The sequence below is a fragment of the Desertivibrio insolitus genome, assembly GCF_017355965.1.
Classification (GTDB): Bacteria; Actinomycetota; Actinomycetes; order Actinomycetales; family Microbacteriaceae; genus JAFIQW01.
Genome location: NZ_JAFIQW010000004.1, coordinates 126,491 through 140,743, shown reverse-complemented (window position 1 = coordinate 140,743; position 14,253 = coordinate 126,491). Strand labels below are relative to the sequence as shown.

At 71.3% G+C, this 14,253-nt stretch carries 13 protein-coding genes; 5 read left to right on the top strand and 8 right to left on the bottom strand.

Annotated elements, in window-relative coordinates; all coding sequences use genetic code 11:
• Positions 1 to 34: 34 nt before the first annotated feature.
• The 5 genes from JUB10_RS10190 to JUB10_RS10170 form a co-directional block, all read right to left on the bottom strand.
• Complete coding sequence (locus tag JUB10_RS10190) at positions 35 to 241, bottom strand: hypothetical protein (protein WP_207456403.1); 207 nt, start codon at positions 239 to 241, stop codon at positions 35 to 37.
• Positions 242 to 377: 136 nt separating this feature from the next.
• Positions 378 to 1,598 carry a PrsW family intramembrane metalloprotease gene (locus JUB10_RS10185; protein ID WP_207456401.1) on the bottom strand — a complete coding sequence of 407 codons (1,221 nt, stop codon included), beginning with the start codon at positions 1,596 to 1,598 and terminating at the stop codon, positions 378 to 380.
• A gap of 21 nt (positions 1,599 to 1,619) precedes the next feature.
• A complete protein-coding gene (locus JUB10_RS10180) occupies positions 1,620 to 2,264 on the bottom strand; it encodes an MDR/zinc-dependent alcohol dehydrogenase-like family protein (RefSeq protein ID WP_207456400.1) in 645 nt (214 codons plus the stop codon).
• A gap of 73 nt (positions 2,265 to 2,337) precedes the next feature.
• Positions 2,338 to 3,723 carry an FAD-binding oxidoreductase gene (locus JUB10_RS10175; RefSeq protein WP_207456398.1) on the bottom strand — a complete coding sequence of 462 codons (1,386 nt, stop codon included), beginning with the start codon at positions 3,721 to 3,723 and terminating at the stop codon, positions 2,338 to 2,340.
• A gap of 308 nt (positions 3,724 to 4,031) precedes the next feature.
• Positions 4,032 to 4,505 (bottom strand): SRPBCC family protein, encoded by a 474-nt coding sequence (locus JUB10_RS10170; protein WP_207456393.1) that lies wholly within the window; start codon positions 4,503 to 4,505, stop codon positions 4,032 to 4,034.
• 167 nt (positions 4,506 to 4,672) lie between these two features.
• Between JUB10_RS10170 and JUB10_RS10165 the strand changes: the two genes are divergently transcribed.
• Together JUB10_RS10165 and JUB10_RS10160 are read left to right on the top strand one after the other, a co-directional pair.
• Positions 4,673 to 5,197, top strand: a complete 525-nt coding sequence (locus tag JUB10_RS10165) for a DUF6328 family protein (RefSeq protein WP_207456391.1) — start codon at positions 4,673 to 4,675, stop codon at positions 5,195 to 5,197.
• Positions 5,198 to 5,242: 45 nt separating this feature from the next.
• Positions 5,243 to 6,109, top strand: a complete 867-nt coding sequence (locus tag JUB10_RS10160) for an SDR family oxidoreductase (protein WP_207456390.1) — start codon at positions 5,243 to 5,245, stop codon at positions 6,107 to 6,109.
• A 118-nt stretch (positions 6,110 to 6,227) separates the two neighbouring features.
• On the opposite strand, the gene JUB10_RS10155 is transcribed toward JUB10_RS10160, so the two are convergent.
• Together JUB10_RS10155 and ku are read right to left on the bottom strand one after the other, a co-directional pair.
• Entirely contained in the window at positions 6,228 to 7,454 is a 1,227-nt protein-coding gene (locus JUB10_RS10155) for a cytochrome P450 (protein ID WP_207456389.1), read from the bottom strand.
• Positions 7,451 to 8,440, bottom strand: coding sequence for a non-homologous end joining protein Ku (ku, locus tag JUB10_RS10150; RefSeq protein ID WP_207456388.1), 990 nt, complete (start codon positions 8,438 to 8,440; stop codon positions 7,451 to 7,453). Before ku ends, JUB10_RS10155 begins: the two co-directional genes overlap by 4 nt.
• A gap of 79 nt (positions 8,441 to 8,519) precedes the next feature.
• On the opposite strand from ku, the gene JUB10_RS10145 reads away from it, so the two are divergent.
• Positions 8,520 to 11,072, top strand: a complete 2,553-nt coding sequence (locus tag JUB10_RS10145) for an ATP-dependent DNA ligase (RefSeq protein WP_207456383.1) — start codon at positions 8,520 to 8,522, stop codon at positions 11,070 to 11,072.
• Positions 11,073 to 11,083: 11 nt separating this feature from the next.
• Complete coding sequence (locus JUB10_RS10140; protein WP_307859188.1) at positions 11,084 to 11,794, top strand: glycosyltransferase family A protein; 711 nt, start codon at positions 11,084 to 11,086, stop codon at positions 11,792 to 11,794.
• 67 nt (positions 11,795 to 11,861) lie between these two features.
• Here the strand turns inward: JUB10_RS10140 and JUB10_RS10135 are convergent, their stop codons facing one another.
• Complete coding sequence (locus tag JUB10_RS10135; protein WP_207456380.1) at positions 11,862 to 13,001, bottom strand: endo-1,4-beta-xylanase; 1,140 nt, start codon at positions 12,999 to 13,001, stop codon at positions 11,862 to 11,864.
• A gap of 158 nt (positions 13,002 to 13,159) precedes the next feature.
• On the opposite strand from JUB10_RS10135, the gene JUB10_RS10130 reads away from it, so the two are divergent.
• Entirely contained in the window at positions 13,160 to 14,185 is a 1,026-nt protein-coding gene (locus tag JUB10_RS10130; RefSeq protein ID WP_207456379.1) for a YihY/virulence factor BrkB family protein, read from the top strand.
• Positions 14,186 to 14,253: the final 68 nt, after the last annotated feature.

Genomic DNA, 14,253 nt, shown 5'->3' with positions numbered 1-14,253 from the left:
CGCGCACCCTCGCGGTGCGCGGCCCTCGGTCGCGTCAGTTGTAGTCGTGGTTCGCGAGGAACTGCGGTCGGTAGGTGTAGTCGGGAGAGTCCTGGTCGAGCTCCCAGAGCAGCTCGACCTCCTCCCCGTTCACCTCCGACGCGCGGGTGAAGGACTTCTGCGGTTCGCCCGCGATGAGCTCCAGTTCGACGGTCTCGGTCGTCTGACCGTTGTCGAGCGTCGCGGTGTAGGTGTCGGCCATGTCCCCTCCGTTCCCTTGCCACGTGAGGCTCAAACCGTCGGGCGACGGCGGCTGCGGCAACTCACGGGCAACGCTAGGCGGCGAGCCTTGGCGTCCCGTGTCCGGAGTCTGGACGCCGGCGGCGACGGATGACGCGTCAGGCGCCGATCTCGCGCCGGTCCTGCACGATCGCGGCGAGCAGGTCGGCCTCGTCGCGGAGGGCGGCGGCGCGACCGCTGAGCACCCGCTGACGGGCGTGGGCGAGCCGCGTGGCATCCGTGATGAAGCGGCGCATCTGCGGACCGCGGCCGCGGGAGACCGCCCAGCGGCGGAGCCGCCCGCGCCCGTCGGAGGTCGAGAGCATGACCGCCTCGTCGGGGGTGAACCAGCCGGCCTGGGCGTACTCGAGCAGCCGGGCGCGCGTGACGCGGCGCTCGACGGAGAGCAGGAACATCACGATGCCGATCGCGAAGAGGAACAGCGGGACCTGCACCACGAGGTAATAGGCGTAGAAGTCGCCGACGAAGAACAGCGCGCCGTTCCAGAGGCCGTGCAGCAGCATCGCCGGCACGAGACCGATCAGGAAGAACAGCACGCCCATCCAGTTGCTGCCGAAGCGGGCGGCGTAACCGATGGCGAGGCCCGTGGCCGAGGTGAACATGACGTGCGCGAACGGCGACAGGAGCCCGCGGATGATGAAGGTCTCGACCGTCACGGCCACCGACGAGCCGTCGATGAGCGCGCTGCCGAAGTAGAGGATGTTCTCTGTGAAGGCGAAGCCCGCCGCGACGACGGCGGCGTAGACGATCCCGTCGACCGGGCCGTCGAAGTGCCGGCGGAGCGCGAGGAAGAGCACGAGCACGCCGAGGCCCTTGCCGAACTCCTCCGTGATGGGCGCCTGCACGGCGGCGCCGAAGAAGTCGTACCAGCCGCCGTAGAGGCCGGTCGCGGCGAGGCCCGCCTCGACGAGGAAGCCGATGAGGAGCGCGCCGAGGACGGCCACGATGGCGCCCCAGCCGAAGCCGAAGATGAGCGCGCCGCGCGGTTCCGGCTCCCAGCGGTCGATCCAGCGAACGGCGAGCAGCACGATGCCGAGCGGCACGAGGGCCATGACGCCCGCGATCGCGAACGCGACGGGGCCGACGCTGCCGACGAGGAAAAGTACGACGAGAAGCCCGAGCAGGCCGAGCAGGACGAAGCCGAGGATCGCGGCGACGAGCGCGCCGGTGCCGGCGCCGCGCCGCGCAGGGGCGGGCGGCCCGGCGTAGAACGACTGCTGCACCCGCTGGTCGGCGGCGCCGACGTGGCCCGGCCACGGGCGCTCTGCGCGCGGGTAGCCGGGCATGTACGGGGGCTGGTTCGGCGGCGTGGCGCTCACCTCCCCCACGCTAGCCGGGAATCAGGCGGCGGCGTTCACCGAGGAGGGCTCGAGCACGATCATGCCCTGACAGCGCTCCGCGACGTCCCCCGCCTCGGTGAGCTCCTCGATGGGGTAGGTCGTGAGCGGCACGCAGTCGAAGTCGCCGCGGCGCACCGCGGTGAACAGGTCGGCGGCGTTCTGGGCGAGGGTGCCGTAGCCGCGGATGGGGCGGCGGGTGACGTCGGCGGGGTCGAGCACGGCGACGGCCCGCTCGGGGTCGTCGACGACCTCTGCGCCGAGGGCGAGCACCATCGCGGCGGCCATGGCGCCGATGCCGCGCTCACGGTCGAGCACGACGACGCGGTCGCCGCGGCCGATGGGGCCGCGCTCGCGGAGAAGCATGCGGGCGCGCAGGCCGTCGCTGAGGAAGGCTGCGGCCTGGGCGTCGGTGACGTCGCGGGGGACGCCGACGACGTCCTTGGCGTCGATGGTGCGGACGGCTTGGGGGTCGAGGGGTGCACCCCGGAACGCGACCCGATCCCCGTTGGCGAAGCCGACGAGTTCGGGGCCGACGGCCTCGATGGTGCCCGCTGCGTCGCCGTTGAGGGCGACGGCGCCGAGGCGCACGCGGAGCTGACCCGTGCCGGGACGGATGCGCACGCGGGAGCGGCGGCGGGGGGTCATTGTCGTACTCACGCCGGGTACAACCGGAGGGGGCGGAAGTCTATTCCTGAGTATCGACTCTAAATCGCGCTGGTCAGAACACCTTTCCGGGGTTCAGGATGCCGCGCGGATCGAACACCCTCCGCAGGTCGCGCTGCAAGTCGACCTGCCGCTCCCCCAGCTCGTCGGCGAGCCACCGCTTCTTGAGGATGCCGACGCCGTGCTCGCCCGTGAGCGTGCCGCCGAGCTGCAGCGCGGAGCGGAACAGGTCGTCGGCCGCCCGCCAGATCTCCTCCGGCACCTCGGTCGTGACCGACCCGGGCTCGCCGAAGATGAAGTTGGGATGCAGGTTGCCGTCCCCGGCGTGGGCGAGGGTGGGGATGGTGAGGCCGTAGCGGCGCTCGATGTCGCCGATCGCGTCGAACATGGCGGCGAGCTTCGAGCGCGGCACGCACACGTCCTCGATGAGCGTGGAGCCGAGCGCCGCGTAGGCCGGGTGCGCGGAGCGGCGGACGGCGAGCAGGCGCTCCCCCTCCGCGGCATCCGTCGTCGCCTCGACGATGCCTCCTGAGGCGCGCAGTGCGTCGGCGATCGTGTCGGCCTCGCTCGCGGCGGCCGGCCCGTCGGCCTGCGCGAGCACGTATACGGCGCCCTTCGGTTCGAGCTGCGGGCCGAGGTAGCCGGCGATCGCGGCGAGCGAGGCCGCGTCCATGAGCTCGAGCACGGCAGGACGCACGCGCGTCGCTCCGACCGCCGTGCAGGCGGATGCGGCGGAGTGCACGTCGGGGAACCACGCGCCGATCGTGGCGATCGCGCCGGACACCCGCGGCCGTACGCGCACGGTGGCGCCGACGATGACGCCGAGCGTGCCCTCCGAGCCGACGAAGAGCCCGGTGAGGTCGAGGCCGGTCACGCCCTTGAGGCTGCGCCGGCCGACGCGCAGCAGCGTGCCGTCGGCGAGCACCACGTCGAGCCCGAGCACGGCCTCGCGGGTGACGCCGTACTTCGCGCAGAGCAGGCCGCCGGCGTTGGTCGCGATGTTCCCGCCGACCGTGGAGATCGCCCGGCTCGCCGGGTCGGGCGCGAACCACAGCCCGTGCTCGGCCAGCGCGTCGTTGAACGCGCCGTTGAGGATGCCGGGCTCGACGACGGCGATCTCGTCGACGGGATCGACCTCGAGGATGCGGTTCATGGCGAGCGTCGACAGCACGAGCTCGTCCTCGCCGGCGATCGCTCCCCCGGCGAGTCCGGTGCCCGCGCCGCGCGGCACGACGGGCACGCCGTGCGCGTTCGCGATGCGCAGGGTGGCCTGCACGTCCTCGACGCTCCGGGCCTCGACGAGGGCGAGCGGCGCGGCCGGCGAGCTGTGCCCGGAGCGGTCGGCGCGCAGGGGCGCGAGCGCGGCGGGGTCGGTGACGAGCGCCGGCCCGAGCGCGCGGGTCAGCTCGTCGAGCACGCGCTGCGGGGCATCCGTGATCATGCGCTCGAGCCTAGGTCGGCGGGCCGGTCGGCGCGGCGCCGCCCGATGGCGTCAGCTGCGCCGGTCGCGGCGGCCGGGCTGCGGCGTCCGTAGGACGGATGTCGGCGACGCGCCGCTCCACCGACGTCGAGCGCGGCGTGTCGGCGCCCGCGCTCCTACGGATGCCACGCCGGACGACCGCGGCGACCCGGCACTACGGGGCGGAGGACCGCGTCCGACCCGGTGCGCACTGCCTAAGAAGCAGCTGCCGCCCCGGGCACGACGAAGGGCGCCGACCGAAGCCGGCGCCCTTCAGCGGATGCGGTGGCTCAGCGGCCGGTCGCGTCCGAGGGACGGTCGATGTCGCCGCGCCAGGCGCCCGACTCGGCACCCTGCGACTCGATGTAGTCCTTGAAGTCGTTGACCGACTTCGAGATCTGCGCGTCGTCGATCTGGAGGACGGCGCCGACCTTCTCGACGAAGCTCTCGGGCTTCCAGTCGAGCTGCACGGTCACGCGGGTCTTGTCGTCGGCGAGACGGTGGAAGGTCACGACGCCGGCGTGGGTCTCGCCGTCGGTGCTCTTCCAGGCGACACGCTCGTCGGGGTGCTGCTCGGTGATGGTCGCGTCGAACTCGCGCGTGACGCCACCGACGGTGACCTTCCAGTGCGTGTTCTTGTCATCGAGCTGCGTGATCGAGTCGACACCGGCGAGGAAGTGCGGGAACGACTCGAACTGCGTCCACTGGTTGTAGGCGGTGGAGATCGGGACGTTGACGTCGATGGACTTCTCAACGGTAGGCATGGTTCTCAGTTCCTCGATTCTGTCGATGAGCTTTCCCCTCGACGTTACGAGGACGGGAGAAGCGCTCGGGCCGATTCCATGGGTCTCCCAGCGACCGCTCGGGAGCCACTCAAGACCACGCTGTCAAGCGGCGCGGCATCCGGCGCCCCGCTGGGTACGGTACGGACATGGGCACTGAGGACCGCGCCGCCGATCTGAGCGACGGCGGCCGCGACGAGACCGAGGCGGAGCGGCTCGACCGCAACTGGAGCGAACTGCTGCAGGAGCTGCGCGTGACGCAGACGGGCACGCAGATCATCACGGGCTTCCTGCTGACGGTGCCGTTCCAGTCGCGCTTCGAGGAGCTCGACCTGTACCAGATGGTCGCCTACCTGATCGTCGTCTCGCTCGCCGTGACGGCGACGATGCTGAGCCTCGCGCCCGTGAACCTGCACCGGCTGCTCTTCCGCAAGCAGGCGAAGCGCCAGATCGTCGAGGCCGCCGACCGCATCCTCCGGCTCGCCCTGCTGACGATCGGGCTCGTCATCGCCGGCGTCGTGCTGCTCGTGTTCGACATCGTCGGCGAGTTCATGGCGGGCACCGGCGTCGGACGACCGATGGGCATCATCGCGGCGCTCGTCACGGCCGCCGTGCTCATCGCGCTGTGGGTCGTCGTGCCGTACGGCGCGCACCCGCGTCGCCGGAACCACTGACCGCACGGCCAGCGCACGCTCAGGCTGCCTGGCTTGGCTGAGGGCATGGCCGAACTGCGCAATCCCATCGATCAGTACCCGCACCCGCCGTTCGAGGTGGACGACTCCGGCGACGAGCCCGTGATGAGTCCGCCGCCGGATGCCGGTGAGCAGAGCTACCGGGGCCACAACCGCCTGCGCGGCCGCAAGGTGTTCCTCACCGGCGGCAACTCGGGCATCGGCAAGGCGACCGCGATCGCGTTCGCGCGCGAGGGCGCCGACGTCGTGATCACGTATCACAGCGACGAGGAGGGCGCCCAGGACACCGTCCGCACGATGGAGGAGGCCGGCGTCACGGCCCGCGCGATGCAGGTCGACATCTCCGAGGAGGAGGCCTGCACGACCGCGATCGACGAGGCCGCCGAGGCGCTCGGCGGGCTCGACACCCTCGTGATGGTCGCGGGCTACCAGAACAACCTCGACAGCATCGAGGACCTCGAGACGAAGCAGCTCGAGCTGACGTTCAAGACGAACGTGTTCTCGCTGTACTGGCTGAGCAAGGCCGCGCTCAAGTACATCCCCGCGGGCGGCAGCATCATCACGACCTCGAGCGTGCAGGCGAACGTTCCGTCGCCCGACAAGCTCGACTACGCGGCGACGAAGGGCGCGATCGTGACCTTCACGAAGGCGCTCGCGCAGCAGCTCGCGCCCCGCGGCATCCGGGTCAACGGCGTCGCGCCCGGCCCGTTCTGGACGAACCTGCAGCCCGACTCCTCGGATGCGGAGAGCGTCAAGCAGTTCGGTGCCGACGGCCCTTACGGCCGCCCGGGCCAGCCGGCCGAGTGCGCGGGCGCGTACGTCTACCTCGCGAGCGACGACGCGAGCTACACCTCTGGCGCGACGATCGTGGTCGCGGGCGGGATGCCGATCTGAGGCACGCCGCCCACCCGGCGGTCGGGTAGCGCCGCAGGCGCGTATCGAGACCCTTCCACCAGTGCGAGGGTCTCGATACGGCCGCTGAGGCCTACTCGACCGACGGATGGCGCGTGGGTCAGGCGACCCGCAGGCGCAGCCCGCTGTTGGGCACCGCCGGGAAGCGGTTCATGCGCACGCGGAGGTCCTGCGGGGGCACGACGTACCGGGTGTCGCGGGCAAGCAGGCGCACCGTCTCGCGGATGAGTTCCGTCGTCAGGTCCTCCCCCGGGCAGCGGTGGCCGCCCTCGACGAAGCCCGCTCCCTGCGGCACGAGCTCGTTCGGTCCCGGCTCCCGCCCGCGGAAGCGCTCGGGCCGGAACTCGTCGGGGTCGTCCCACACCGAGGGGTCGTGGTTCGTCGCCCACAGGTCGAGCATGACCCAGGACCCCTGGTCGAGGCGTTCGCCCTCCCAGTCGAGGTCGTGGGCCGCCGTGCCGGCGACGGCGGGGAAGAACGGGGCGTGCCGGCGCACCTCGAGCACGAAGCCCTCGAGGTCGCTCTCGTCGCCGGCCGCGAACCGCTCGGCCCACTGCGGCCGATGGTGCAGCGCGAGCGCGGCGAACACCAGGAACCGGGCGACCGCGACGGTCGGCCGCAGCAGGTTGAGCAGCTCGGTCGCCGCGTCCTGCAGGCTCAGCTCCTCGCCGTCCAGCCCGCGGTGCGTCGCGATGTCGAGCAGCGGCGACCCGGGGGCCGGCGCGTGGTCGCCCTCCCGCACCTCGCGGATGACGCGGCGCGCCCAGGCCTCCGCCCGTAGCCGCCGCACCCGCGCCGCCCAGTTCGGCGGACCGAACGAACCCGCGTACTCGAACATCGCGGCAAGCTCCCCCGACCGCGCCTCGATCTCGTCGCCCTCGAGCGGGACGCCCGCCCAGCGGCACACCGTGCGGGTCAGCAGCTCGGGCAGCTCGCGGCGGAACTCGATCTCGTAGCCGCGCCAGCCTTCGACGGCGTTCGCCCACTCGTCGCGGTAGATGCGGCGCACGTCGGCCATCGCGGTCGGCATCATCATGCCGAGGAACATCGCCTTGCGGTGGGCGTGCTCACGCCCCTCGAGGCGCTGCACGCTGCCGGTGTCCTGTAGCAGGTGCTGCACCCCGGGGGGAAGGGCGGCGGCGCGGGTGAAGCGGCCTCCCTCGTAGAAGAAGCCGGCCGCCCGCGGTCCCCGCAGGAACGTGACGGGACGCAGGGCGATCCGGGTGTGGAAGGAGTCCGAGCCCAGCCGGTCGAAGCGGTGCTCGCCGAAGCGGTAGCCCTCGCGCAGAAACGCCGCGCTGGAGTCGCCCGGCAGGACGGGGATCATGCCGTCTTGGTCGTGCGTCGCCGGGCGGGCTTCTCGGCGGGCTCGTCGCCCGCGACATCCGTCTTCTTCTTCGACGCGGTCGACGACTTCGTCCCGCTCTTCGCCGTGCTCTTGGCCGACGTGGACTTGGCCGGGGTCTTCGACGACGACTTGGCGGGCGCGCGCTTCGGCTCCGCCTCGTCGTCGTCCGACTTGCCGCCCCTCGTCTTCTCGACGCTGCGGCGCAGGGCCTCCATGAGGTCGAGCACCTCGCCGCCTCCCGCGTCGTCGCGGTCGCGATCCCCGAAGGTCTGCTCGGTGTCGAGCGCGTCGCCCTGCTCGAGCTTCGCGTCGATCAGTTCGCGCAGCTGCGTCTGGTACTCGTCGACGAACTTCTCCGGTGTGAAGTCCGATTCGAAGCTCTTCACGAGGGCTTCGCTCATCTGCAGCTCGCGCTCGGAGATCTTCGGCGCGGCGTCGAGCGAGGGGAAGCGGGCCTCGCGCACCTCGTCGTTCCATAGCAGCGTCTGCAGCACGATGACGTCGCCGCGCACGCGGAGCGCCGCGAGCCGGGTCTTCTGACGCAGCGAGAACGTCACGATCGCGGTGCGGTCGGTCGCCTCGAGGGTCTCGCGCAGCAGGGCGTACGCTTTCGGCGAGGCAGAGTCGGGCTCGAGGTAGTAGCTGCGGTCGAACATGATCGGGTCGACCTGCTCGCTCGGCACGAACTCGACGACGTCGATCTCGCGGCTCTTCTCGACCGGCAGCGAGTTCAGGTCCTCCTTGGTGAGCACGACCGTGCGCCCGCCGTCGTCGTACGCCTTGACGATGTGCTCGTAGTCGACGGGCTGCCCGTCGACCTCGCAGACGCGCTGATAACGGATGCGGCCGCCGTCGGCGTCGTGCACCTGGTGCAGCGGCACGTCGTGGTCCTCGGTCGCGGAGTACACCTTGACCGGCACGTTGACCAGCCCGAAGGTGATCGCACCCTTCCAGATCGATCTCATTCCCCCAGTGAACACCAGCCGGATGGGCGTCACCAGTGGGATCGAGGGTCGCTCAGGCGCCGGTGGATACGATGCAGGAATGCCGCCGAGCGACAGCCAGGTCGTGACCATCGAGGGTCGGCGGCTGAAGCTGACGAACCTCGGCAAGGTGCTCTACCCCGAGACCGGCACGACCAAGGCCGAGGTGCTCGCCTTCTACGCGGAGATCGCTCCGTTCCTCGTCCCGCACGCGGCCGACCGGCCCGCGACGCGCAAGCGCTGGCCGGACGGCGTCGAGGGGCAGGTGTTCTTCCAGAAGGACCTCGACGAGTCGACGCCCGAGTGGGTGCCCCGGCAGCGCATCCAGCACTCGAGCGGTGCGAAGGCGTACCCGCTCGTCAACGATCTGCCGACGCTCACCTGGATGGCCCAGATCGCGTCGCTCGAGGTGCACGTGCCGCAGTGGCGGTTCGACGCGGACGGCGAGCCACTGAACCCCGACCGGATCGTGCTCGACCTCGATCCCGGTCCCGGCGCCGGGCTCGAGCAGTGCGCCGAGGTGGCCTTCGCCGCCCGGGAGATCCTGCTCGGGATGGGGCTCGAGCCCTTTCCCGTCACGAGCGGCAGCAAAGGCATCCATCTCTACGCCGCCCTCGACGGAAGGCAGTCGAGCGACGGGGTCTCTGCCGTCGCGAAGGAGCTCGCCCGCGTGCTCGAGGCGGACATGCCCCAGCTCGTGGTGAGCGACATGAAGAAGTCCCTGCGCGAGGGCAAGGTGCTCGTCGACTGGAGCCAGAACAACGGCAACAAGACGACGATCTGCCCCTACTCGCTGCGCGGCACGGCCCGGCCGACCGTCGCGACGCCGCGCACCTGGGACGAGCTCGGTGACCCGGGCCTCGCGCACGTGCCGTTCCAGGAGGCGCTCGAGCGGGTGCGCGACCTCGGCGATCTGCTCGCCCCGCTCGCTCCGCGTCGCGAGGGCACCGACCGGCTCGAGCGCTACCGCTCGATGCGGGACGCGGCGAAGACTCCGGAGCCCGTGCCGGCGGAGGCCCCGGCGCCGTCCGAGGGCCGCTCCTTCGTCATCCAGGAGCACCACGCCCGGCGACTGCACTACGACTTCCGCCTCGAGCACGACGGGGTGCTCGTGAGCTGGGCGCTGCCGAAGAACGTGCCGACCGACCCGGGCGAGAACCACCTCGCGGTGCAGACCGAGGACCACCCCCTCGAGTACGGCTCGTTCGAGGGCACGATCCCGGAGGGCGAGTACGGCGCGGGCGTCGTCACGATCTGGGACCGCGGCACGTACGAGCTCGAGAAGTTCCGCGACGACGAGGTCATCGTCGTGCTGCACGGCGAGCGACTCCAGGGCAAGCGGGTCGCGCTCATCCGCACCGCGGGCTCGGACGACAAGAAGAACTGGCTCATTCACCTGATGAAGGACCAGACCCCGTTCGCCCCGCCGCTGCGGCTGCAGAAGCGCACGCACGCGCGGCCGCCCGTGGCATCCGCCCCGCCCGCTCCTGCTCGGTCCGCCTCGCCAGCTGCCCCTGCGTCGCCTGCCGCGGCGGACTCCCCGCGTGCTCCTGCCTCGCCTCCCGCGGCGACCGAGGCGCCAGCGCCCACGCCGGAAGCGCGGCCGGCCCGGGCCGCCGCCTCCGGCGCCCGACGGGTGCTCGGTGGCGCGACCGAGTCGCGGCTCGCGTCGACCCCGCCGATGCTCGCCTCCGCCGGACGGGCGGGCGAGGTGCGCGGCCCGGACTGGGCGTACGAGATGAAGTGGGACGGCGTGCGGGCGATCGTCACCGTCGACGGCGACCAGGTGCGCGTGGCGAGCCGCAACGGCATCGACGTGACCGCGACGTACCCCGAGGTCGCCGAGCTGGCCGACCTCGTGACGGTCGACGCCGTGCTCGACGGCGAGATCATCGCTCCGGATGCCACGGGGCGCCCGGACTTCGGCCGCCTGCAGACCCGGATGAAGCTCACCAAGCCGCGCGACGTCGCCGAGGCGAGGAAGCGGCAGAGCGTCGATCTGCTGCTCTTCGACGTGCTCGAGCGCGACGGGGAGGACCTGACGCAGCGCCCCTACGACGAGCGGCGACGGCTGCTCGAACAGCTCGTCGACGACGGAGAGCACGTGCACGTGCCGCCCGCGTTCGACGGTGAGCTCGACGAGGCGCTCGAGGTGAGCCGCACGCTCGGGCTCGAGGGCGTCGTCGCGAAGCGCCGCTCCAGCACCTACTCCCCTGGCCGACGTTCGACCGCCTGGGTCAAGCTCAAGCACTCGCGCACCCAGGATGTCGTGATCGGCGGCTGGCGCGAGGGCCGCGGCAACCGCTCCTCCACGATCGGCTCGCTGCTGCTCGGCATCCCGGGCCCCGACGGCCTCCGGTACGTGGGCCGCGCGGGCTCGGGATTCACCGAGCGTGCGCTCGCCGACGCGATGCGGACCCTCGCCGGCCTCGAACGCACCGACCCGCCGTTCCTCGACGTGCCGAGGGAGGACCGCCGCGACGCGCACTGGGTCGAGCCGACGCTCGTGGGCGAGGTCGAGTTCACGGAGTGGACACCGGCGGGGCATCTGCGGCATCCGGTGTGGCGGGGCTGGCGGCCGGACAAGAGCCCCGACGAGGTGGCGCCGGAATGAGGATCTCGGTCGTGATCCCGGTGAAGGACGACGCCGAGGAACTGCGCGAGTGCCTCGCTCGCCTGCGCGCACAGACCCTGCAGCCGCACGAGATCGTCGTCGTCGACAACGGCTCGACGGATGACACTGTGACCGTCGCCCGCGAGGCCGGCGCGCGCGTCGTCGCCGAGCCCGTGCCGGGCATCCCGTCGGCCGCCGCACGGGGGTACGACGAGGCGACCGGCGACGTGATCGCCCGGCTCGACGCCGACTCCCGGCCCGACGCCGACTGGCTCGAGCGGGTGCGCATCACACTCGAGCAACGCCGAGAGGCGATCGCGGTGACGGGTCGCGGGCGCTTCCACGACCTCGGGCCGGTGGCATCCGGGCTCGCGCAGCTGTTCTACATGCGCGCGTACTTCGTGCTCTGCGGCGGCGGGCTCGCGCGGCGTCCGGTGTTCGGCTCGAACTTCGCGATGCGGACGGATGTCTGGCGGCGCGTGTCGCCCGAGGTGCACCGTCACGACGACGTGCACGACGACCTCGACCTCAGCTTCCACTTCTCCCCCGCCGAGGTCGTCGTCTACGACCCCGACCTCGTCGTCGCGATCTCCGGTCGACCGTTCCGCGACCCGCGCGCGATGCTCAAGCGCGTGCGACGCGCGTGGACGACCTTCGCGGTGCACGGCTGGCGGGAGACCCCGATGTTCCGGTGGCGCCGACGGCTCCTCGGTCGCGCCTGATCGACGGAACGAGGAAGGCCCCCGCGCGAGCGGGGGCCTTCCGTGGTCGCCGTGGCTGATTCGCGGACTACTTCCCGCCCGCGGCCGCGAGGAGCGTGTCGCGCAGTGCGTAGTACGCGGGCTTGCGCTCGTAGTCCTCGGTCATGACGTTCGCGAAGCCCTCGCCCGTGAAGAACACCGGCACCCACGAGTAGCGGTCGGTGAAGCCCCAGATGGTGAAGGAGTTGCAGTCGTCGACGGCGAGGCAGGCCTCGAGCGCCTGCTGGTAGTAGTCGGCCTGCTGCGCCAGCTGGGACTCGGTCGGCTGCTGTCCCTCCGGCACGTTCATGCGCACGTCGAGCTCCGTGATCGCGGTCTCGAGGCCGAGGTCGTCGAAGCGCTGGAGGTTCTCCCGCAGGTCGCCCGGGAAGCCGTACTGCGTGCTCAGGTGGCCCTGCACCGAGAATCCGTCGACCGGCACGTCCTGCTTCAGCAGATCCTGGATGAGCGCGTAGTACGCGTTGCTCTTCGGGCCCTTCCACTCGACGTTGTAGTCGTTGAAGAACAGCTTCGCGTCGGGGTCGGCTTCGTGAGCCCAGCGGAACGCGTCGGCGATGATGCCGGGCCCGAGCTCCCTGATCCAGATGTTCTCGCTCGTGCGGAGATTTCCTCCCTCGTCGAAGATCTCGTTCGCGACGTCCCACTGGTCGATCTGGCCCTTGTAGCGGCCGACGAGGGTCTGGATGTGGTCCTTCAGGACGGCGCGGAGCTCCTCGGCGGTGAAGTCGCCCTCCTCGACCCAGGCGGGGTTCTGGCTGTGCCAGAGCAGGGTGTGCCCGCGCACGTCCTGCTTGTGCTGGCGGGCGAACTTGACGATGGCGTCCGCCTCGGCGAAGTCGTACCGCCCCTGCTCAGGATGGATGAACTCCCACTTCATCTGGTTCTCGGGCGAGAGGGAGCTGAACTCGTGCTTCAGCTCGCGGCGGTACTGCTGGTCGTGCAGGAACGGGGACTGGCCCGGCTCCAGGCCCTCGTAGTCCTGAGCGAGGTGGTGGCCGCCGCCGGCCGCGGCGGTGCCGATCACGAGATCGGCGGGGGCCGCGTCGCGCAGCGAGGGGTGCTTGCCGTTCGCCGCCGTCGCCGGCAGGGTGCCGGCGAGGACGAGGGCGGTCGCCGCTGCAGCGGTGACCGCGAGGCGGGTGGCTCGGCGTGGGGTACGGATGTGCATGTGGAACCTTCCGATCGGCGTCGTTGCCTGTCCGGCGCACCGGACGCTTTCCAACATAAGTTGCGAGTTTCGACATATCAACCGAACGTTTCGGAGGTTTCGAAGGTTTCGAGACGGGCGCCGAAGGAGGCCGTGCGGCGCCCGTACGATCGACCGCTATGAGTCATCCGACGAGCCGCGACCTCGAGCGCGGCGACTGGATGCTCGTGCTGCGCCGGGCCGCGCACGGCTTCGTGCGGCACCGCGGGATCGACTCTGCGGCGGCACTCACCTTCTTCGCGACCCTCGCGATCTTCCCCGGGGCCCTGAGCGTCGCCTCGGCCTTCGCGCTCGCGACCGACCGCGACTTCGCGGTCGAGGAACTGCTCACGATCGCCGACGAGTTCGTGCGCCGCGACACGGTGGAGACCCTGCGGGATCCGCTCGAAGCGCTCCTCACCCTCGCCAATCCCGGGATCGGGCTCGCCCTCGGGCTCACGCTGGCCCTCTGGTCGTTCTCCGCGTACGCGACGGCCTTCGGCCGCGCCGTCAACGTCGCCTACGAGATCGAGGAGGGACGCAAGCTCTGGAAGTTCCGTTCGCTCATGATGCTCGTGACCGTCGCGGTGCTCGCCGCGTTCGCGCTCATCGGTGCGATGCTGCTGCTCACGCCCACCGTCTCCGCCGCGATCGCGGAGAGCATCGGGTTCGGCGAGCCGTGGCTGACGCTGTGGAACGTCGGCAAGTGGCCGGTGATCCTCGCCGTCGCGATCGCCGTGGTCGCGGTGCTCTACTTCTTCACCCCGAACATCCGACACCCGCGCTTCCGCTGGGTCAGCTACGGGGCCGTCGTCGCGATCGTCGCCTGGGCACTCGCCACCGCGGGCTTCGCGCTCTACGTCACGACCGTCGCGCGGTACGACCGGGTGTACGGCTGGCTCGGCGGCTCCTTCGTGCTGCTGCTCTGGCTGTACATCACCAACCTCGTGCTCGTGTTCGGCGCGAACCTCGACGCGGAGATCGTGCGGGCGCGGCAGCTACGCGCCGGCATCCCGTCGGAAGAGGTCATCCACCTGCCCGCGCGGGACAGCGCCCGGACGCTCATGATCGCCCGGCACCGAGCAGAGGACGAGCGCGCGAGCCGGGAGATCCGGGAGCGCGCGACCGCGCGCGGGGCGTCCCCGGCCGGCGAAGAGGGCGTGTAGCCAGGGCCGCCGGGTCTCGATACGCGTCTGCGGCGCTACTCGACCGCCGAAGGAGCAGCTTCGGGAGC

Bases quoted from the DNA above. Each gene is read 5' to 3' on its own strand.
- JUB10_RS10190 (WP_207456403.1), bottom strand. From the start codon at position 241: ATGGCCGACACCTACACCGCGACGCTCGACAACGGTCAGACGACCGAG.
- JUB10_RS10180 (WP_207456400.1), bottom strand. From the start codon at position 2,264: ATGACCCCCCGCCGCCGCTCCCGCGTGCGCATCCGTCCCGGCACGGGT.
- JUB10_RS10175 (WP_207456398.1), bottom strand. From the start codon at position 3,723: ATGATCACGGATGCCCCGCAGCGCGTGCTCGACGAGCTGACCCGCGCG.
- JUB10_RS10170 (WP_207456393.1), bottom strand. From the start codon at position 4,505: ATGCCTACCGTTGAGAAGTCCATCGACGTCAACGTCCCGATCTCCACC.
- JUB10_RS10165 (WP_207456391.1), top strand. From the start codon at position 4,673: ATGGGCACTGAGGACCGCGCCGCCGATCTGAGCGACGGCGGCCGCGAC.
- JUB10_RS10160 (WP_207456390.1), top strand. From the start codon at position 5,243: ATGGCCGAACTGCGCAATCCCATCGATCAGTACCCGCACCCGCCGTTC.
- JUB10_RS10155 (WP_207456389.1), bottom strand. From the start codon at position 7,454: ATGATCCCCGTCCTGCCGGGCGACTCCAGCGCGGCGTTTCTGCGCGAG.
- ku (WP_207456388.1), bottom strand. From the start codon at position 8,440: ATGAGATCGATCTGGAAGGGTGCGATCACCTTCGGGCTGGTCAACGTG.
- JUB10_RS10145 (WP_207456383.1), top strand. From the start codon at position 8,520: ATGCCGCCGAGCGACAGCCAGGTCGTGACCATCGAGGGTCGGCGGCTG.
- JUB10_RS10135 (WP_207456380.1), bottom strand. From the start codon at position 13,001: ATGCACATCCGTACCCCACGCCGAGCCACCCGCCTCGCGGTCACCGCT.
- JUB10_RS10130 (WP_207456379.1), top strand. From the start codon at position 13,160: ATGAGTCATCCGACGAGCCGCGACCTCGAGCGCGGCGACTGGATGCTC.